Consider the following 18,880-nt stretch of genomic DNA (forward strand, 5'->3'; position numbering starts at 1 on the left):
GAAAACAATGCGGGCGGTCAGAACGGCCCCGGCCGATGACTGAGATGGGCGGGCTCGCCGGGAGCCGCTCGGCGGTCAGCGGTTGCTGTCGGTCGATCGTGACGACGCCACGCCGGCGCCGCGCCGGCTATGGAGCTTGGCCGTTTCGGACGGTGTCTGGCCGAAGGCGTCATGGTAGACCGCGGAAAACCGCCCCATATGGGTGAAGCCCCAGGCGCGCGCCACCTGCGCGATCGAGAGCGCATTGGTACTGTCGGAAAGGGTCTTGCGAACACCTTCAAGCCGCATCTGGCGCAGAAAATTCAAGGGCGTCGTACTCTTGAATTGCTGGAAGGCCGTTTGCAGGGCACGCACGCTCGTGCCGGCCTCCCGGGCGATTTCGGCGACGCTCATGGGCTCGGCGATATTGGCAAACATGTATTCGATTGCCCGTTTCAGATTTCGCGGCATGGCGGGTGACATTGGTTTGTGCAATCGCGCGCTGTAGTTGTGAGGAACCGATTCGAGGATCATGACCATTGCTGCCTGGAAAAGATGTGTGGCCGCCGTCGTTGACACCCGGTCTTCGCCGTCGAAACAATCCCAGAGCAGGCCTCCGAGAGCTGCGAGCCTGGAGCCGACCGCCGAGTCGGTTTCCAGAGTCGCGCAAAGGTCGATATCTCCGAGAACCGGGGCATCGAGGAGCTGGCTCAGCTGGCCGACCATCGCTGATTTTTCGAACGCGATGCCGATATGGCCGCGGTTCTCGTGAATCGTCAGCTTTTCGAACTGCGCCATATTGCCGACCATGGCCGTGCCGGGTGTCGATAGAAGGCGTTTGCGGCCGACATCGATCTCCATGGCGCTCGAATGCGGCAGGTAGAGCACAAAGGCATCGGACGGTCGCGAGAATGTGACTTTCATGCCCGAATGGCACATGCCCGCCCAGATGCTGAACGGCCCGGCAGAATAGTGGCGATCCTCGACCGAGATACGCCCGCCGACTTGCAAGGGTTCAACCTTCGCGGGCGACAATGTCCTTGCATAATGCTCCGACATTTCGTCGGCATCTGCTTTGACGATGCGGAAGGCGGGTCGATGAGGAACGTACCTCATCTAGGCTCCGAGAAAGCGGGGGCGCCGTGCCGCTTGGCGCCTCGAATGACATTTTTTGGTCTCAGCTTCACGCCACCTCCCTTTGATGGGTACTCGCCGTGTCCGCATTTATCGTACAAATAGACCGTATATTAGCTATGGCGTAAACGATTATGTGTATACGTCTATCCAAAAAGCGAAAAACGCAGCCGGATTTCGCACAAATTGACCGCTGGCGCCGGATGAGCATCGCGATTCACAGGTGGCGGGCACAATCGAAGCGCGGACGGCGCTCGCCCACTGATCGCGGGCGCGGGCGACGGAATGAAGCGACCGGCAGCCCGTGGGTATTGATCCAATCGCGGCACGCGACGCCCATCGCAGTTGACCGCCGCGGGGGCGGTTCATCCTCACTCCAAATCGGCAATTAAGGAACATTCAGCTCCGCGTGATGAGCGTCACGTTCACCCCCGAAGGATCGTTGCAGGCGGAAAGCGTCGCCATCGGGATAAGCCCTGCGCTATGCGGATACTGGAGCAGTTGTTTCCGTATGTCTTTTGTAAGCCGTCCGACATATTCAAGGAAGTGGTGATTTTAAGTTGAAAAGTACTCCCGCCGGCCCTGGCTTCTACTGAGCGTGGTGTCCTGCGGGGCAATCTATAGCGCTTGGGTCATTGAACGCAGGACGCTCAACAAGGTGGGAACGAGAACGAATGCAGGCCAGACCGAACAAGAAAGAACCCCGCGCAATCGACATCCATGTGGGCAACCGCATCCGATTGCGCCGATTGGCTTTGGATTGGAGCCAAACGAAGCTCGGCGAGGCGCTCGACGTCAGTTTCCAGCAGGTGCAGAAATACGAAAAGGGCCTGAACCGCGTCGGGGCGAGCCGCCTTCAGCGGGCTGCCGAGGTCCTGAGCGTGCCGGTGTCCTATTTCTTCGAAGGCGGCCCGGAGAGCACGAACGGGCTGGAGCACAATGGCGCCGCGGTGACCTCCAGCGATGAAATGCTGCAGTTTCTCGCGACCGAGGAGGGCGTGGCTCTTAACCGCGCCTTTGCCCGGCTCAGCGATCCGCAGGTTCGACGGAAGATCGTGGCACTCGTCAAAGCCTTGGCGCCGACGGTGGAAGAGGCACCGATAGCAGCGGAATAGCGCTACCGGCACCGCGGCCGGTCACGACATTGTCGAGCACGGCGCGCGACCGAAGATGTGTGACGCCAGTCAGGCGTTTCGGCTCACCTTGATGAGGGCGTCGCCGCGACAGTGAACGCGGCGGCGTGGATGAGCCCGCAGGTCATTCGGCGGCGATCGGCGCAGGATAGGCGGAGTTGTCCTCGATCGCCGCCGTGGTCGCCTCGACGGTTTCGCCTTCGGGCTCGGCCGCCTTGGGCTCCCTGCCGAAAAACAACGCGTAGCCGGCCGGCAGCACCAGGATCGTCAGCACCGTCGCCACCAGGATGCCGCCCATCATCGCATAGGCAAGCGGTCCCCAGAACACGCCGCGCGAGATCGGGATCAGCGCGAGCACTGCGGTCAGCGCCGTCAGCACGATCGGCCGGAAACGCCGTACCGCTGCGCCGATGATCGCCTCCAAGCGCTCCATGCCCGCCGCAATGTCCTGGTCGATCTGGTCGATCAGGATGATCGAATTGCGGATGATGATGCCGAGCAGCGCAATGACGCCGAGGATGGCGACGAATCCGAAGGGTGCGCCGCTGATGAGCAGCGCCGCAGCCGCACCGATGATGCCGAGCGGCCCGGTTGCGAGCACCAGCATCGACTTGCCGAAGTGCTGGAGTTGGGCCATCAGCAGGACGACGATGACGAGCAGCATGATCGGCGCCTTGGCGACGATCGATGCCTGGCTCTCGGCACTGTCTTCCGCACCGCCCTGGATCTCGACCTTGTAGTTCGGGGCGAGCCCGTCGCGCAGGCCCTGAAGTTCGTCATAGAGCTTGAGGGTCACGTCGTTCGGCTGGATGCCGTCCGGGAGCGTTGCCCGCACCGTGATGGTCGGCAGTCGGTCGCGCCGCCATTCGATGCCCTGCTCCATGACCGGAACCACCTTGGCCAACTGGGAGACGGGCACGAAGCTGCCGAAATCCGTCGGCACATAGACCGAGTTGACGGCCGAAAGCAGCTGGCGGTTTCCGTCCGGCTCGCGCGCCACGATCGAGACGGTCTCTTCGCCGTCTCGGAAATCGTCGAGCGGCACGCCGGACATCGCCGCCTGCAGCATCTGGCGGATGCGCTGTGAGGTGACGCCCAGCGCGCGGGCGCGATCCTGGTCGATCACCAGCTTCATCGCCGGCACGGGTTCCAGCCAGTCGTCATGAATCGCACCGAGCAGCGGGCTTTCGTAAAACTTCGCCTTCACCTGATCGGCGATGCGCCGCACCTCCTGGCGATCCGGCCCCATGACCCGGATCTGCACCGGCCAGCCGGTCGGCGGACCGAGGAAAAGACGGTCGACCTTGGCGCGTATCGAGGGGAAGTCGTCGGCGAGGATCGAGCGCAATTTGACGATCAGCCGTTCGCGGGCAGGCTCGTCCTTTGCCATAACCAGGAGCTGCGCGAAGTTGGGATTGCGCAGCTGTTGGTCGAGCGGCAGGAAGAAGCGCGGTATGCCTTCGCCGATATAGGTGGCGATGAAGCGCTTGTCCTCGTCGTCCATCATGCGCGCCTCGAGCGCCTTGGCCTGTCTTTCGACTTCCTGGATGCTCGTGCCCTCCGGCAGCCAGAGGTCGACCAGGATTTCCGGCCGCGACGACTGCGGGAAGAAGTTCTTCGGAATGAACTGGAACGCCCAGAGGCTTCCCATGAAGGTAACGAGCGTCAGGACGAGCACGAGGACGCGATGGCGCACGGCCCAGCCGACGGTTGCACGGAGACGCCGATAGAAACGGGTGTCGAAGGCGTCGTGGTGGGTTCCCGCATGGTGGCGCTGCTTCAGAATCATGTAGCCGAGCCAGGGCGTGAAATAGACCGCTACGAACCAGGAGACGACGAGCGCGATGCCGACGACGTAGAAGAGTGAGCGAACATATTCGCCCGCGGTCGATTCCGCGAAGCCGACGGGAATGAAGCCGGCCGTGGTGATCAGCGTGCCCGTCAGCATCGGGAAGGCGGTGGAGGAATAGGCAAAGCTCGCCGCCTCGATCTTCACGAGCCCCTCCTCGAGCTTCCGCTCCATCAGTTCGACGACGATCATCGCGTCGTCGACGAGCAGGCCGAGCGCGATGATCAACGCCCCGAGCGAAATGCGCTGCAGGTCGATGCCGAGCTCGTACATGATCGCGAAGGTGGCGGCGAGCACCAGCGGGATGGCGACGGCGATTACCAGGCCCGAACGCCAGCCGATCGACAGGAACGAGACGACGAGCACGATGATCAGCGCCTCGACAAGCGCATGGCTGAATTCGCTGATCGCCTCGGTCACGACCTCCGGCTGGTTCGAGATCTGCTCGACCGCTACACCATAGGGAAGGGAGGATCCGAAGCGTTCATAGGTCGCCTCGACAGCCTTGCCGACATCGGTGACCTTGTGCCCCTTGGCCATCACCACGCCGATCTGGACGCTGTCGTGGCCATTGAAGCGGAATTTGCGCGAATAGGGGTCTTCGAGCCCGGAGGTGACGGTGGCGATGTCGCCAAGCCGGATCGTCTCGTTGCCGGCGCGCAGCCTCAGCTCGCGGATATCCTCGGCGCGTTTCACATCCCCGTCGACGGAAATGCGCACCGAGCGGATGCCCGTCTCGACGCTGCCGGCGGGGTCGACATTGTTCTGTCCGGCGACGGCGTTGCGCAAGTCATTGAGGGTCAGCCCGCGCGCGGCGAGCAGCTTGGAGGAGACATCGATGTAGATCTTCTGCGGCTGGTCGCCGAGGATGACGACCTTCTCGACGCCCGGTGTGGTCAAGAGCATGTCGCGGCCCTCGGTCGCGAAGCGCTTCAGTTCGGGATAGCTGTAGCCGTCGCCGCTGATCGCGTGGAGCGTGATGAACGTATCGCCGAATTCGTCGTTGAAATAGGGGCCGAGGACGCCGTCCGGCAGCTCGTTGGCGATATCGCCCACCTTCTTGCGCACCTGGTAGAAGGCATCGGCAACGTCGTCGGCGTTGGTGTCGCCCTCGATCTGCAGGGTGATGACGGCGCTGCCGGCGCGGGTGTAGGACCGGACGAAATCGAGATGCGGCGTCTCCTGCAGCTTGCGTTCGATCTTGTTGACGACCTGGTCCTGCATCTCCTCTATCGAGGCGCCGGGCCAGACGGCCTGCACGACCATGGTGCGGAAGGTGAATTCCGGATCTTCGCGCTGCCCCATGCGAACGAGGCCGAGCACGCCGGTAATGATGATCAGTCCGAAAAGGAAGCGCGCGATGCTCGGATGACCGATCGCCCAGCGCGACAGGTTGAACGGTTTCTTGTCCCCGGTGGAGGCGTGCATCGGCATGTTTCCGTTCTGCTTGATTGGTCTTAGCGGACGATTTCGCCCGTTTCTGCGCGGGCCGATTGCTGCTCGGCGAGGGGCAGCTTGACCTTCAGGTCTTCGGCCATGAATTGCGTGCCGGCGGCGACGACGAGATCGCCCGGCCGCAACCCTTCGGCGACGCGCACCTGTTCGCCGGCATAGTCGACGAGCCGGACGGGGCGGGCATGCACGGTCGAGGCGCCGCGATCGACCACCCAGACGATGTCCTTTCCGTCTTTCTGCGCAAGCGCGCTCAGGGGAATGGCGACGAGGCTCTCTGAACCGGCGGCCGCGGCCTCGACGGTCGCGGTCATGCCGAGCAGAATACGGGAATCGCTAGGCAGGCTCACGCGTACCGAGAATGTCCGGGACTGCCGATCCGCGCTGCCCGAGACTTCGCGCACATGGCCGTCAAGGGTCAGCCTGTCGTTCGACCAGAAGCGCGCTTCGACCGTTTTGCCCGGCTTGAACTCGGCAATGTCCATTTCCGGAACCGCCACCTCGATCTCCTTCTCGCCGTCGACGGCGACGGTCACGACCGGGGTGCCGGTGCCGACGACCTGGCCGACATCAGCATTGATCGCCGTCACGATGCCGTTCTGGTCCGACTTGAGATCCGCATACGTGACCTGGTTTTTCGCCTGGCTCAGGCTCGAGGCGGCCGCGTCGCGCGTGGAGACCGCCTGATCATAGAGCAAAGCCGCCTGGTCCAGCTCGGCTTTCGAGGAAAAAGACCTGGTGAAGAGCTGCTCGGCCCGCTCCTTCGTCAGGGACGTCGTCTGCACCTGCTTTTCGGCGGCGAAGAGCGTCGCCTCGGCGCTTCTCACGGCAAGTTCATAGTCGGTCGAATCGATGCGCGCGAGAAGGTCGCCCGGCTTCACCCGGTCGCCGACATTGACGCGCCGTTCGGTGATCTTGCCGCCGACCCGGAAGCCGAGATTCATCTCGGTGCGCGCCTTCACGGTACCGGAATAATCGAGCCGACGAGCCTCGCCCGTGGCGGCAATCTCGACCACCTTGACCGGCCGTATGGTCTCCTTCGTTTCCGCCTTCTCCTCCGAGCAACCGGAGAGCATGGCGGCAAGCGCGGCTAGGGCCAGGACATGGGCGAAGAGCGGCCGATTGTAAGCTCTCGGTGAAAACATCGTTCGGACTCCTGATCCGGTATCTGGCAGCGCGGCTGCCTTATTTCTTCAGCGCCTTGATGGCGAACTCGATCAGTTCGTCGGGTGTCGGGCGGTTCTCCTTCGCAAGACATTGCGCGACGATCTGCGGATGACAGAGGGTGACGATGCTCGCGCCGAAGCATCGGGCGGCGACCTCAGCGTCCTGCTCGGCGAATTCGCCGGCCTCGATGCCACCGCGGATGATGCCGGCGAGAAGCTTATCAATGCGGTCGAGATGTTTCTCGATGACGTGCCATTCCTGTTCGATCGCCACGACCACCATCTCGTGGACCTTTTGCTCGTCGAGCATGGTCTCCACGGTCGTCTTGTGCTGTGCCAGCACGTAATGTCGCAGGCGCTCGGTAGCACTCACGGGGAGGCGGGAAATTTCGTAGGCCTGCTGATAGCTCGCCTCCAGCATCCGCGCGCAAAGCGCCTGATGGATCTCGGTCTTGGAGCTGAAGAAGCGGTAGATGTTGGCCGGCGACATGCCGAGGTCGCGCGCGATGTCGGCCACATTCGTTTTGGTATAGCCGTAATGCCGGAAAAGACGCTCGGCGGAATCGAGGATCCGCGCGACGTTTTCCTGCCGGGGCGTGTCGATGCTGCTTTCTGCCGGTGCGCTCATGGCTCGCATTCGTGATGAGTGACGATTTTCGAATTTCGTCAGTCATAATCCGACAGGCGACACTTGTCAATCGTGCGCGCCGCGTGATTTGCTGTGCAGGGACGGCTGGGGAGAAGCACGATTGCGGTGATCTGGCCTGAGCGAGCGCGGAGACAAAATCGTACGATGGATAAAACGGGAGGCGCTGCGGATGGTCGCTCTTAACGGAGGACTGGCAATACCGATTGCCGCCGAGGAGCGTCAGCTCCTCCGGCAAGGTCGCTTGCGAGGCAGTGCGCCGCCGTTGCGAGACAAGGGCTCGGCCGCGCAAGCGGGTTTCGCTGGCGAGCGGGGCTTACCTTCTCCCTAGAGGACGAAGTAGCCCTTCTGCAGCGTCACGGCATCATCGAGATGGATGGCTAAGTCGGCCTTCTTGTCGCCGTTGACGTCGCCGTAGATATAGGTGTCGGAGGCAGCGCGGTCGTAGCGCAACTCGCCCTTCTTGCCGCTGAAAGCGGCGGTTCCAACGAAGCTGAAGGCCTGGTTTCCAGTGGTGGTTGTGTTGGCGTCGATTGCGGAAAGATCGATCCGATCGGATGCCGAGGCCAGGAAGTCGTATATCGTATCGCGGCCCGACGTGGCGACGGTGCTGTCCGCCACTGACTTGAACTGGAATGTGTCGGCGCCGCTCACGCCGGTTAGCTTGTCGGCGCCGCCACCGCCATAGAGCACATCATTGTTCGATTCGCCGTACAAAGTATCATTGCCGTTGCCACCATAGAGCTTGTCGGCGCCCGAGCCGCCGTAAAGTGTATCGTTGCCGGAATCGCCACTCAGTGTGTCATTGCCACTGTTGCCCCACAGCCGGTTGGCCGCCTGATTGCCGGTGATGGTGTCGCCGGCCGAACCTCCTTTGACGTTCTCGATCAGCGAGCGCGTATCGCCGTGATAGAGCAGCGCGTTGAAGATGTTGCCGGCGGCAAAGCCGCTGTTGGAACCGCCACCGAGCCAGGCGAGCTGGTCGATGCTGAAGGTCGAGGCCTTGCCTGGACGCAGGTCGATCTTGAGGCCCGTTGCATATGCCGAGAGATCGTAGGTGTCGTTGCCGCCGCCATCCCATATGGTCGCGAAAATCCGATTGGCACCGGGAGCAATGCCGACTGCGCCATTCACGAGCGTCGCGCCGCTATTGGGCGTCCACTTGTAGACCGTATTGCCGCTGTTGGTGCTGAAATCCGCGCCGTACATTTCCTGCAGCGCCGCAATGTCAGCCATCATGAACGTTTGCGGCGCGCCGTATTGTTCGTAGTAGTAAGCCTCGCCTGCTCCAACATAGCCGCTATAGGTCATGATCGAATATTCGATCGAATCGTACTGGGCAGGCAGAGGCTGGAAGGCTCCCTCTTGTTCATGCCCGTGCTTCAGGCCAAGCGCATGGCCGAGTTCGTGGATGAGCGTGTGCCAGGCATAATTTCCGGCAACCGGCTTGCTGTAGTCGTAGATGGTGCCGGCATAGGTCTTCCCAAACCAGATGTCGCCGGCTTCGGCATAGGCGCCCGGCAGATACGCCCAGGCGGTCGAGGGCAGGGTCGACTGCGCAAACCGGATTGTCGCGCTGGATGCGCTTCCGGAGGTGAAGTCGGCATTGGTGAAGCCCTCGACGGAGAAGCCGTCATTGGCGGTTGAGCCGAAGGTTTGCTCCATCGCGAACAGCGCGGCGTCTATCTGCGCCTGCGAGACCGCGGCAAAGCCATTGTCCTTCTCGCCGCTATAGCTGTAGCTGCTCTTCGATGCCGGGAAGGCATAGGTGATCGGCCCGGTCCAGGCGTAGCCCGACAGCACGCCGTCGATCAAACTGTTGCCGGTCGTGTTCAAGGTCTTGCCGGTTTTGCCGGTACCGCTCATGCTGAATTCCCACCAGAAAAGCGCGGGGCCGTTGTCTCGCGCTCATAAAATGCAGATCGTGCCGGCGACGTTAGGCTCCGAATGCCTACGATTGTTGTAACGAACTCGATAAGATTGGAGAGAAACGTGCCGATCATCAGGTTGCTGTCGTGTCTTGCCGCCGTGATTGTAGCGGCGCTGTGTGTTGCACCTATAGCGTCAGGTACGGCCAAAGCAAGCGGGGTGGACATGCAGAAGCCTCCGGATCACGAGGCGGCCGTCCGGGCGGAGTTCGAGACGGTGAGGGCGGAGGATACCGTGGAAGCCTATGAGCGCTTCATCCGGCGCCATCCGGATCATTCATTGGTCAAGGACGCGGCAGAAGCGCTGGCGCGGCTCAAGAAGCAGTAGCGCAGTAGGCGGCGAGGCCAGCTGTCGTTGCGTTTGTCCGCTCATTTCGCGCGTAGCAGCATGCCGAACAGGTCGCGGGGATCGTCCGGATCGGCGATCATGTCGAGATTTTGATAGAAGCCCGTGCCGGACAGCCGGTCGCGCACGTAGCGGAGCGCCGAAAAATCCTCGATGGCGAAGCCGACGCTGTCGAACAGCGTGATCTGCCTTGCATCGCGGCGGCCGGGTGCGGCGCCCGTCACGACCTTCCAGAGCTCGGTCACCGGGAAGTCCGCTGCCATCTGCTGGATCTCGCCCTCGATGCGGGTCTGCGGCGGATATTCAACGAAGACGTCCGAGCGGAACAGGATGTCGCGGTGCAGTTCCGTCTTGCCCGGGCAGTCGCCGCCGATCGCATTGATATGGACGCCGGCGCCCACCATGTTGTCGGTGAGGATCGTTGCGAACTGCTTGTCGGCCGTACAGGTGGTTATGATCCCGGCCCCCTCGATCGCAGTCTGGGCGGTCGTGCAGGAGACGATCTCGAGGCCCGAGCCAGCCAGGTTGCGTGCCGTCTTCTCGGTTGCGCGAGGATCGACGTCGTAAAGGCGGACGGTGTCGATGCCGCAGACGGCCTTCATCGCCAGTGCCTGGAACTCGGCCTGGGCGCCGTTGCCGATCATCGCCATGGTGCGCGCGCCCTTTGGTGCCAGGTGGCGCGCAGCCATCGCCGAGGTCGCGGCGGTTCTCAGCGCCGTCAGCATCGTCATTTCCGTGAGCAGCACCGGATAGCCGGTCGAAACTTCGGCAAGGAGCCCGAAGGCGGTCACGGTCTGCAGCCCGTCGACGATGTTCTTGGGATGGCCGTTGACATATTTGAAGCTGTAGACGGCGCCGTCGGAGGTCGGCATCAACTCGATCACGCCGTCGCGCGAATGGCTGGCGACGCGCGGCGTCTTGTCAAAGCTCTCCCACCGGCGGAAATCGGCCTCGATTGCCTCCGTGAGCTCCGCCAGAACGGTCTCGATGCCCAGGTGGTGGACGAGATGCATCATGTTCTCGACGCTGACGAAGGGCACCATCGCCCTGGCTGACGGGAGCGGTGAAAGCATCGCGGTTCCTCCTGCATGTGCGGGCTATCCCGAGAGAGTAATGGCAGGCGCTGCTGGTCGAAAGCGCAAAGCTGTGCTATTATCGTCATCCCACTGAGCAATTTTGCCGGCCCGATTGCGCAATTTATCCAATGACAGCGACAGACAGAGCAACCGCAAAATACGCGCCGGATGATCTCGACCGGCGGATCATTGCCCACCTGCGCGTCGATGGCCGGGCTTCGCTCTCCAAGCTCTCCGATGCGCTCGGCGTCGCGCGCGGAACGGTGCAGAACCGACTGGATCGGCTGCTGGAAACGGGAACTCTGATGGGGTTTACTGTGCGTGTCCGCGAGGACTACGACCTGAACACCGTCCAGGCGGTGATGATGATCGAGGTCGTCGGGAAATCGACGACCCAGGTCATCCGCAAGCTGCGCGGCATTCCCGAAATCCATAAGCTGCACACGACGAACGGCAATTGGGACCTGGTCGCCAATATTCGCGCTGCGAACCTTTCCGAATTCGACCGCATCTTGCGCGAGGTGCGGATGATCGACGGCGTCGCCAACAGCGAAACCAGTCTTCTCCTGAGCAGTGTTTGAGCGGGTCCTACGATATCGGCAGTTGAAAGCCGAGCGCCCGCCAATTAGGTTCCGGCCGCAATCAACGGAAGTCCGGGGTGGGGAATAATCGCGTGAATACAGGCAATCGGCCCTTTCTCCTGCTGGCCTGTCTGGGATCATTGTCCTCGCCAGCCAACGCGGACTGGCAGGCGGTCGAGACGGTGAAGAACTACGCGATAACCGGGCAATCCGGCCCGGAGCTCTATGCATCGATCGGCGAGCACGGTCCGAAGCTCGGGCCAACGCGCGCCATCGCGCATACGAGCTTCAAGCTGACCTGGTCGCGAAAATACGAGGCTCACGGCGATGCCTGCGTTCTCGTGTCGGCGCTGCCGAAGCTTGCGATCACCTATACCCTGCCGAAACCCTCCAAGCCCCTGCCGGCAGGCACGCGGGAGCACTGGGAAACCTTCATCGACGGCGTCCATGAGCACGAATTGGTGCATGGCGATTTCATCAAGGACATGGTGAAGAAGATCGAGGCCGCAACTGTCGGGCTCACCGTTCCCGCCGACCCGCAATGCCGCAAGATCAAGTCGGAAATGACCAAGCGGCTCGGGGCGCTCTCCAACGCCCAGCGCCAGCAGAGCCGAGATTTCGACCGCGCGGAACTCAGCGACGGCGGCAAGGTTCACCAGCTGATCCTCAATCTGGTGAACGGCGGATAGAGGCTCGTCCGCCACGGGGGCAGCGCGCCGTAAGCCGCAATAGATGCACGCAAAAAGCTGGTGACGGCCACAAACACGCCCCCGAATTGTCTCAATGGAGTTGAACTGTGCCGCGGCGTTACACGCGTGCGTCGTCCACCTTTCGTGGCGATGCGGGCTGTCCAATGCTGAATTTGTGTCGGAAGGGCGAGCCTCTCCGCCGGTCCGAGAAGGGAGTCATGCATGCACAGGAATCTTGTCGCCGCCCTTTCCGCAGCTTCTCTGTCTTTCGTCGGCTTCGCCGCCCATGCAGCCGACCTCGCTCCCTATCGAGAGCCCGCGCCACCCCCGGCGCTGGACGAGCAGGACGGCGTCAAGATCGGTTATCTGGAATGCGATATCGGCGGTGGCGCCGGCTATGTTCTCGGATCGTCGAAAGAGATAGAGTGCGTCTTCCGCTCCCTTGGCGGCGATGAGATCGAGGATCGCTATACCGGCGAAATCCGCAAGCTCGGCGTCGATATCGGCTTTACCATGCGCAGCCGGCTTCTCTGGGCCGTCTTCGCGCCGACGGCCGGCTATCACCACGGCTCGCTGAGCGGCCTCTACAAGGGCGCGACCGCCGAGGCAACCGTCGGTGCCGGCGTGGGTGCCAATGTGCTCGTCGGCGGCACGTCCGGCTCGATTCACCTCCAGACCGTCAGCGTCACCGGGCAGCTCGGGCTGAACGTCGCCGCCGCCGGAACGTCGATGACCCTCAACTCCGTCAATTGAGCGGCCTCAAGCTTTCGTCCCGGTCGCCTTGCGGCGACCATTCGATCATCATGGTTTACGGTCTTATCGACTGAAACCATGGTGATCGAACATGGCGCGGGGTGAAGCATGGCTGCTCTCGATCCGCTTGAACTCCTTTTCGGCGGGATGGCAAAGCTCGGGCCCGGCAGCGACGCCGACACGCTGCGGGCCCTGCATAGCCTGCCGAAAGGCCATTTCGGCCTCGTCGTCGACGCAGGCTGCGGCGCAGGTCGGCAGACCCTGGTGCTGGCCAAGGCGCTCGGGGTCACCATCCATGCGGTCGACTCGCATCGACCGTTCCTCGATGAATTGCAGCGACGCGCCGAAGACGCCGGCGTTGCACCGCTGATCCAGCCGCATTGCATGGACATGGGTGACATACCGGCCGTCTTCTCTTCGATCGACCTGCTCTGGTCGGAGGGCGCCGCCTACAATATCGGCTTTGCCAAGGCGCTTGCGCGGTGGGGCTGCGGCGCTGCGTCCTGGCGGCTTCGTCGTCATCAGCGAACTCGCCTGGTTGAGCGAGGTGCCGCCGGCCGCGGCGCGCGACTTCTTCCGTACCGGCTATCCCGACATGAAACTGGCCACCGAGAACGTCGGCCTCGCCGAAGAGGCGGGCTACCGCGTGTTGAGGACCCGCACCCTGTCGCAAGCGGCCTGGATCGACGACTACTACGAAGTGCTCGAGCCGCGTGCAACGGCGCTCGCCGGTCATGAAGATGCCGCGGTGAGGGCCTTCGCGCAGGAGACATTGAAGGAGATCGAGGTCTTCAAAGCGGCCGGCGACAGCTACGGCTATGTTCTTTACCTGCTTCAGCGATTGTGAGGAGCGCGCCTTTGCTCACGACGCGTCACGGTTGGCTCTTGCAGCCGAGCGCCAGAAGAGGATCAGCATCGCGGCGCTCATTAGAGCCAGGCAGAACCAGGTGATGGCGTAGACGAGGTGATTGTTGGGGAAGGCGACACGTGTCAGACCGCCGACGGGGAGGCCGCCGGGGTTGGGTGAGACATCGGCGTCGATAAAATAGGGCGCAACACCGGAAAGGCGGCGGGCCGCGGCGATCGCGCCGACGTCCCGGGAGTACCAGCGCTCCTCCTCAGGCCTGTTCGAGCGCAGCAGCGAGCCCTTCGGTTCATCCATGCGCATCAGGCCCGTCACCTCCGCATCGACCTCGACTTGGCTCTGCATCCGTGACGAAGCCTCGCGCTTGTCGGTAGGCACGAAGCCGCGATTGACGAGCACCGTCGTGCCGTCGTCGAGCGCGAGCGGGGTCATCACCCAATAGCCGGCCCCGAGCTCGGTTGCTGCATAGACCAGCGTCTCCTTGTCGTAGAGGAACTGCCCACGGACCCGTACGCGCCGGTACTCGTCGCGGGCCCGGCTGACGTTCGGCCAATCGCTTCGGGAAGGCGGGGGTACGGGCGCCGCGTGGATACGTTGTTCGACACGGGCAATGAGATCGCTCTTCCAGGAGAGCCGTCCGACCTGCCATGTGCCGAGCGCCAGCAGGCCGGCGATCAGCAGGAGGCCGAGGAAACTCACCGCAATGAGCGATGTCCGGGAGCGACGGCTGGGTGCGGTGTCGTCCTTGGGATTGATCATGGAGTGCCGCCGTGTCGGCTCGGGATACGAACCTAAGGGGTTCATCGCTCATCCGGCCTGCCGACCTCCTTCTCCCCGCAAGCGGGCGAAGGAGACTCGCAGCGCCGTCTCGGCCCTCTCCCCGCGCGCGGGGAGAGGGCTAGTCCTCGGGCTAAACCCGAGGAGAAAAAAGGACAACCAAGGGCAGAAGATGGACGTCCGCTGCCTTACGGCATGTTCCTCATCATCTCAGGGCTCATCGGCATCATGTTCACGTCGAGATGATGCATGACCCAAAGCGAACCGGAGAGCGTGATGGCGACCAGCACGATGGTGAAGATCAGCGCCATCATAGTCCAGCCGCCTTCCGAGCGCGTGTTCATGTGCAGGAAGAAGATCATGTGCACGACGATCTGGACGGCGCCGAGTGCCATGATGATGACTGCCGTCAACACCGGGCTGACGAGGACATCGGCCATCACCAGCCAGAAGGGAATGGCGGTCAGGATGACGGAGAGGACAAAGCCGGTGATGTAGCTTTTCAGGGTGCCGTGGCCGGCGTCGTGGCCGTGGCTGTGGCCATGATGGGCTTCAAATGCATCCTCGTGCGGCGGTGCGTGCATGCTCATCCGAGAACTCCCATCAGATAGACGAAGGAGAAGACGCCGATCCACACGACGTCGAGGAAGTGCCAGAACATCGACAGGCACATTAGGCGACGTTTGTTTTCGGCGATCAGGCCGTGTTTCGCCACCTGGGCCATCAGCACGAACATCCAGACGATGCCGGAGGTCACGTGCAGGCCGTGCGTGCCGACGAGCGTAAAGAAAGAAGACAGGAACGCACTGCGCTGCGGTCCGGCTCCCTCGTGAATCATGTGCGCGAACTCGTAGAGTTCGAGCCCGACGAAGGCGATGCCGAAGAGGGCGGTGACCGCCATCCAGGCGAGCGTCGAATTCCTGTTGGCCTTCTCCATCTCCAGCATGGCGAAGCCATAGGTGATCGAGGAGAAGAGCAGCATTGACGTGTTCACGGCGACGAGCGGCAGGTCGAAGAGATCGGCAGGCGAGGGGCCGGCCGCATAATTGCGGCCGAGCACGCCATGGGTGGCGAAAAGCACCGCGAAGATCAGGCAGTCGCTCATCAGGTAGAGCCAGAAGCCGAGCATCGTGCTCCCTTCGGGATGATGCTCCTCCTTCAGATAGAAGGTGGGCGCCTGGCCCTCGCGCACGGAGTGGTCGGTAAACTCGGTCATTGTCTTACACCTCGCTGGCAAGCATTTCGGTGCGCTTGCCCTCGGTTTCGGTGACGACATCGGCCGGGATGTAGAAATCGCGGTCGTAGTTGAAGGTGTGGCCGATCGCGATCGCGACCATGGCGACGAAGGAGAGGCCGGCGAGCCACCAGATGTACCAGATCATGCCGAAGGCGAAGGCGACGCTGAGCGCGCCAAGAATGACGCCAGTGCCGGTGTTCTTCGGCATATGGATCGGCTTGAAGCCGGCAAGCGGCCGGCTGTGGCCGCGCTTCTTCATATCCCACCAGGAATCCTGGTCGTGGACGATGGGGGTGAAGGCGAAGTTGTAGTCCGGCGGCGGCGAGGCGGTAGACCATTCGAGGGTGCGGGCATCCCAGGGGTCGCCGGTCGTGTCGCGCAGTTCTTCGCGCCGGATGAAGCTGACGACGAACTGGACGAGGAGCGACAGGATGCCGAGCGCGATCAGGAAGGCGCCGAAGGCAGCGATCACGAACCAGATCTGCAGCGACGGGTCCTCGAACTGGCTGACGCGGCGGGTGACCCCCATCAGGCCGAGCACGTAGAGCGGCATGAAGGCGAAGTAGAAGCCACTCAGCCAGAACCAGAAGGACATCTTGCCCCAGAACGGATCGAGCCTGAAGCCGAAGGCCTTCGGGAACCAGTAGTAGACGCCGGCCATCAGCCCGAAGACGACGCCGCCGATGATGACGTTATGGAAGTGGGCGATGAGGAACAGCGAGTTGTGCAGCACGAAATCGGCCGGCGGGACGGCGAGCAGGACGCCGGTCATGCCGCCGATGACGAAAGTCACCATGAAGCCGACGGTCCACAGCATCGGCACCTCGTAGCGGATGCGACCGCGATACATGGTGAAGAGCCAATTGAACATCTTCGCGCCGGTTGGGATCGAGATGATCATCGTCGTGATGCCGAAGAAGGCGTTGACGCTGGCGCCCGAGCCCATGGTGAAGAAGTGATGCAGCCAGACGATATAGGAGAGGATGGTAATGACCACCGTCGCATAGACCATCGAGGCGTAGCCGAAGAGCCGCTTGCCGCAGAAGGTGGCGACGACCTCCGAGAAGATGCCGAAGGCTGGCAGCACGAGGATGTAGACCTCCGGGTGGCCCCAGATCCAGATGAGGTTCACATACATCATCGGATCGCCGCCGAGGTCGTTGGTGAAGAAGTTCGTGCCGGCGTAGCGGTCGAGCGTAAGCAGCGCGAGCGTCGCGGTCAGCACCGGGAAGGTCGCGACGATCAGCACGTTGGTGCAGAGCGACGTCCAGGTGAAGACCGGCATCTTCATCATCGTCATGCCGGGGGCGCGCATCTTGACGATGGTGGCGATCAGGTTGATGCCGGAGAGCGTCGTACCGATGCCGGCCACCTGCAGGCCCCATATGTAATAGTCGACGCCGACACCGGGACTGTAGTCGGCGCCCGAGAGCGGTGGATAGGCGAGCCAGCCGGTGCGCGCGAACTCGCCGACGAAGAGCGACAGCATGATGATGATCGCGCCGGCGGTCGTCATCCAGAAGCTGAAATTGTTGAGGAACGGGAAGGAAACGTCGCGTGCGCCGATCTGCAGCGGCACGACGAAGTTCATGAGTCCGGTGACGAAAGGCATCGCCATGAAGAAGATCATGATGACGCCATGGGCGGTGAAGATCTGGTCGTAGTGATGCGGCGGCAGGTAACCCTCCGAGCCGCCGAAGGCGATCGCCTGCTGCAGGCGCATCATGATTGCGTCGGCGAAGCCCCGCAGCAGCATCACCAGCGCCAGGATGACATACATGATGCCGATCTTCTTGTGGTCGACGCTGGTCAGCCAATCGCGCCAGAGCGTTCCCCAGAACCGGTAATAGGTGATCAGGCCGAGGAGCGCGATGCCGCCGATGACGACGGCGGCGAATGTCGCGACGAGGATCGGCTCGTGATAGGGGATCGCCTCGAGGGTCAGCCGGCCAAAGACGAACTTCAGGAGATCTGGATCGGAGAACATGGGAAACCCGTTCAATGTTAGCGCAAGCGGCCAGAGTTAGTGGTTGAGTTGCGGCGGTGCGGGATCGCCGCCCCCGTCGGGCATCGAATGCCCCTCGTGCCCTCCCATTCCCGGCATGTCGTGCTGCATCGGTTCGTTGGCGCCGCCGGTACCCTGCGGTTCCGCCTGGCTGCGCGCTGGTGTTCCGGTGGCCGGAAAGGTCGCAGCCGCGGCGCCCTCTTCGAGGGCGTGCCTGTTGTCGTATTCAAGACGCCCCCGGTTCTCGACACTTTCCTTGCCCGCGCCGCCCATGGCGTCGATGTGCATCATCTCGTGCATGCACATCTTGCCGGCCGTCACGCACATGTTGAGGATCGCGTCGTAGAGGCCCGCCTCGACCGTGGCGAAATAACGGACCGGCTCCCGCTCGCTGGGCTTTTCAAGCTTCAGATAGGCATCGCGGTTGAGCGCCGTGCCTTGCGATTTTACGCGGGCGACCCAGGCGTCGAAGCCCTGCCGGTCAACGCCGTGGAACTTGAAGCGCATGTGCGAGAAGCCGTCGCCGCTGAAATTGGCCGAGAAGCCGTCGTATTCGCCAGGCTTGTTGATGACTGCATGCAGCTTCGTCTGCATGCCCGGCATGGCGTAGATCTGGCCGGCCAGGGCGGGGATGTAGAATGAGTTCATCACCGAGGATGCGGTGATCTTGAAATTGATCGGCACGTCCACCGGTGCGGCGAGCTCGTTGAGGGTCGCTATGCCCTGGTCCGGGTAGAAGAACAGCCATTTCCAATCGAGCGCGACGACCTCCACTGTGAGCGGCTTCGCGTCTGCCGGGATCGGCCGCGCGGCGTCGAGCCGGTCGAGCGGCCGGTATGGATCGAGCTTGTGGGTGCTGATCCAGGTGACGGCGCCGAGCGCGATGATGATGGCGAGCGGTGCCGACCAGATCACCACTTCGAGCGCGGTCGAATGATGCCATTCCGGATCATAGGTGGCATTGGTGTTCGACCGGCGGTATCGCCAGGCGAAGAGAAGCGTCAGGAAGATGACCGGCACGATGATCAGCAGCATCAGGACCGTGGAAATCACGATCAAATCGCGCTGTTGCGTCGCTATGTCGCCGGAGGGCGCCATGACCACGAGATCACAGCCCGCAAGCAGCAGCAGCGGCGGCACGAGGGCGAAGCGGCGGGGAAACTTCAGAAATGCTGACATTTTCTGAGCCCTTTCTGATGACGACCGCCCTGCGACTAAAGTAGGAGTGAGTCAAACGGTATGAGGTTTTTGGTCGCACCGCAGC

General features: G+C 62.5%; 18 protein-coding genes. 6 read left to right on the forward strand and 12 right to left on the reverse strand.

Going from position 1 to position 18,880, the window contains the following annotated elements; genetic code table 11:
* Window positions 1-75 precede the first annotated feature (75 nt).
* Window positions 76-1,095: a helix-turn-helix domain-containing protein gene (locus CO656_RS11535; RefSeq protein ID WP_097525852.1), complete on the reverse strand. Its 1,020-nt coding sequence runs from the start codon at window positions 1,093-1,095 to the stop codon at window positions 76-78.
* Window positions 1,096-1,787: 692 nt separating this feature from the next.
* Between CO656_RS11535 and CO656_RS11540 the strand changes: the two genes are divergently transcribed.
* Entirely contained in the window at window positions 1,788-2,228 is a 441-nt protein-coding gene (locus CO656_RS11540) for a helix-turn-helix transcriptional regulator (protein ID WP_097525853.1), read from the forward strand.
* Between the two features lie 142 nt (window positions 2,229-2,370).
* Here the strand turns inward: CO656_RS11540 and CO656_RS11545 are convergent, their stop codons facing one another.
* From CO656_RS11545 to CO656_RS11560, 4 genes are all read right to left on the reverse strand, one after another.
* A complete protein-coding gene (locus tag CO656_RS11545) occupies window positions 2,371-5,523 on the reverse strand; it encodes an efflux RND transporter permease subunit (RefSeq protein ID WP_097525977.1) in 3,153 nt (1,050 codons plus the stop codon).
* Window positions 5,524-5,552: 29 nt separating this feature from the next.
* Entirely contained in the window at window positions 5,553-6,692 is a 1,140-nt protein-coding gene (locus CO656_RS11550; RefSeq protein ID WP_097525854.1) for an efflux RND transporter periplasmic adaptor subunit, read from the reverse strand.
* A gap of 40 nt (window positions 6,693-6,732) precedes the next feature.
* Entirely contained in the window at window positions 6,733-7,341 is a 609-nt protein-coding gene (locus CO656_RS11555; protein WP_097525855.1) for a TetR family transcriptional regulator, read from the reverse strand.
* A gap of 345 nt (window positions 7,342-7,686) precedes the next feature.
* The gene (locus CO656_RS11560) at window positions 7,687-9,225 is read right to left on the reverse strand and encodes a M10 family metallopeptidase C-terminal domain-containing protein (protein WP_097525856.1); all 1,539 of its coding nucleotides are present in this window, start codon (window positions 9,223-9,225) and stop codon (window positions 7,687-7,689) included.
* Window positions 9,226-9,453: 228 nt separating this feature from the next.
* Between CO656_RS11560 and CO656_RS11565 the strand changes: the two genes are divergently transcribed.
* A complete protein-coding gene (locus CO656_RS11565) occupies window positions 9,454-9,615 on the forward strand; it encodes a hypothetical protein (RefSeq protein ID WP_097525857.1) in 162 nt (53 codons plus the stop codon).
* A gap of 41 nt (window positions 9,616-9,656) precedes the next feature.
* Here the strand turns inward: CO656_RS11565 and CO656_RS11570 are convergent, their stop codons facing one another.
* On the reverse strand, window positions 9,657-10,706 hold the full coding sequence (locus tag CO656_RS11570; protein ID WP_097525858.1) for an ornithine cyclodeaminase: 1,050 nt from the start codon (window positions 10,704-10,706) through the stop codon (window positions 9,657-9,659).
* A gap of 131 nt (window positions 10,707-10,837) precedes the next feature.
* On the opposite strand from CO656_RS11570, the gene CO656_RS11575 reads away from it, so the two are divergent.
* From CO656_RS11575 to CO656_RS11585, 3 genes are all read left to right on the forward strand, one after another.
* On the forward strand, window positions 10,838-11,290 hold the full coding sequence (locus CO656_RS11575; RefSeq protein WP_097525859.1) for an Lrp/AsnC family transcriptional regulator: 453 nt from the start codon (window positions 10,838-10,840) through the stop codon (window positions 11,288-11,290).
* 92 nt (window positions 11,291-11,382) lie between these two features.
* The gene (locus CO656_RS11580; protein WP_097525860.1) at window positions 11,383-11,979 is read left to right on the forward strand and encodes a DUF922 domain-containing Zn-dependent protease; all 597 of its coding nucleotides are present in this window, start codon (window positions 11,383-11,385) and stop codon (window positions 11,977-11,979) included.
* A 222-nt stretch (window positions 11,980-12,201) separates the two neighbouring features.
* On the forward strand, window positions 12,202-12,732 hold the full coding sequence (locus tag CO656_RS11585; protein WP_097525861.1) for a DUF992 domain-containing protein: 531 nt from the start codon (window positions 12,202-12,204) through the stop codon (window positions 12,730-12,732).
* A 63-nt stretch (window positions 12,733-12,795) separates the two neighbouring features.
* Here the strand turns inward: CO656_RS11585 and CO656_RS30800 are convergent, their stop codons facing one another.
* On the reverse strand, window positions 12,796-13,044 hold the full coding sequence (locus CO656_RS30800; protein WP_245428521.1) for a hypothetical protein: 249 nt from the start codon (window positions 13,042-13,044) through the stop codon (window positions 12,796-12,798).
* A gap of 163 nt (window positions 13,045-13,207) precedes the next feature.
* Between CO656_RS30800 and CO656_RS30805 the strand changes: the two genes are divergently transcribed.
* Window positions 13,208-13,579 carry a hypothetical protein gene (locus CO656_RS30805; protein WP_245428523.1) on the forward strand — a complete coding sequence of 124 codons (372 nt, stop codon included), beginning with the start codon at window positions 13,208-13,210 and terminating at the stop codon, window positions 13,577-13,579.
* Window positions 13,580-13,594: 15 nt separating this feature from the next.
* On the opposite strand, the gene CO656_RS11595 is transcribed toward CO656_RS30805, so the two are convergent.
* From CO656_RS11595 to cyoA, 5 genes are all read right to left on the reverse strand, one after another.
* Window positions 13,595-14,356 carry an SURF1 family protein gene (locus tag CO656_RS11595; protein ID WP_097525862.1) on the reverse strand — a complete coding sequence of 254 codons (762 nt, stop codon included), beginning with the start codon at window positions 14,354-14,356 and terminating at the stop codon, window positions 13,595-13,597.
* A 206-nt stretch (window positions 14,357-14,562) separates the two neighbouring features.
* Window positions 14,563-14,964, reverse strand: coding sequence for a cytochrome o ubiquinol oxidase subunit IV (cyoD, locus tag CO656_RS11600; protein WP_097525863.1), 402 nt, complete (start codon window positions 14,962-14,964; stop codon window positions 14,563-14,565).
* Entirely contained in the window at window positions 14,961-15,590 is a 630-nt protein-coding gene (cyoC, locus tag CO656_RS11605) for a cytochrome o ubiquinol oxidase subunit III (protein ID WP_037419289.1), read from the reverse strand. Before cyoC ends, cyoD begins: the two co-directional genes overlap by 4 nt.
* A 4-nt stretch (window positions 15,591-15,594) precedes the next feature.
* On the reverse strand, window positions 15,595-17,598 hold the full coding sequence (gene cyoB / locus CO656_RS11610) for a cytochrome o ubiquinol oxidase subunit I (protein WP_097525864.1): 2,004 nt from the start codon (window positions 17,596-17,598) through the stop codon (window positions 15,595-15,597).
* 36 nt (window positions 17,599-17,634) lie between these two features.
* Window positions 17,635-18,795 (reverse strand): ubiquinol oxidase subunit II, encoded by a 1,161-nt coding sequence (gene cyoA, locus CO656_RS11615; protein ID WP_097525865.1) that lies wholly within the window; start codon window positions 18,793-18,795, stop codon window positions 17,635-17,637.
* Window positions 18,796-18,880 lie beyond the last annotated feature (85 nt).

The sequence above is a fragment of the Sinorhizobium sp. FG01 genome (assembly GCF_002531875.1).
Lineage (GTDB): Bacteria > Pseudomonadota > Alphaproteobacteria > Rhizobiales > Rhizobiaceae > Sinorhizobium > Sinorhizobium fredii_C.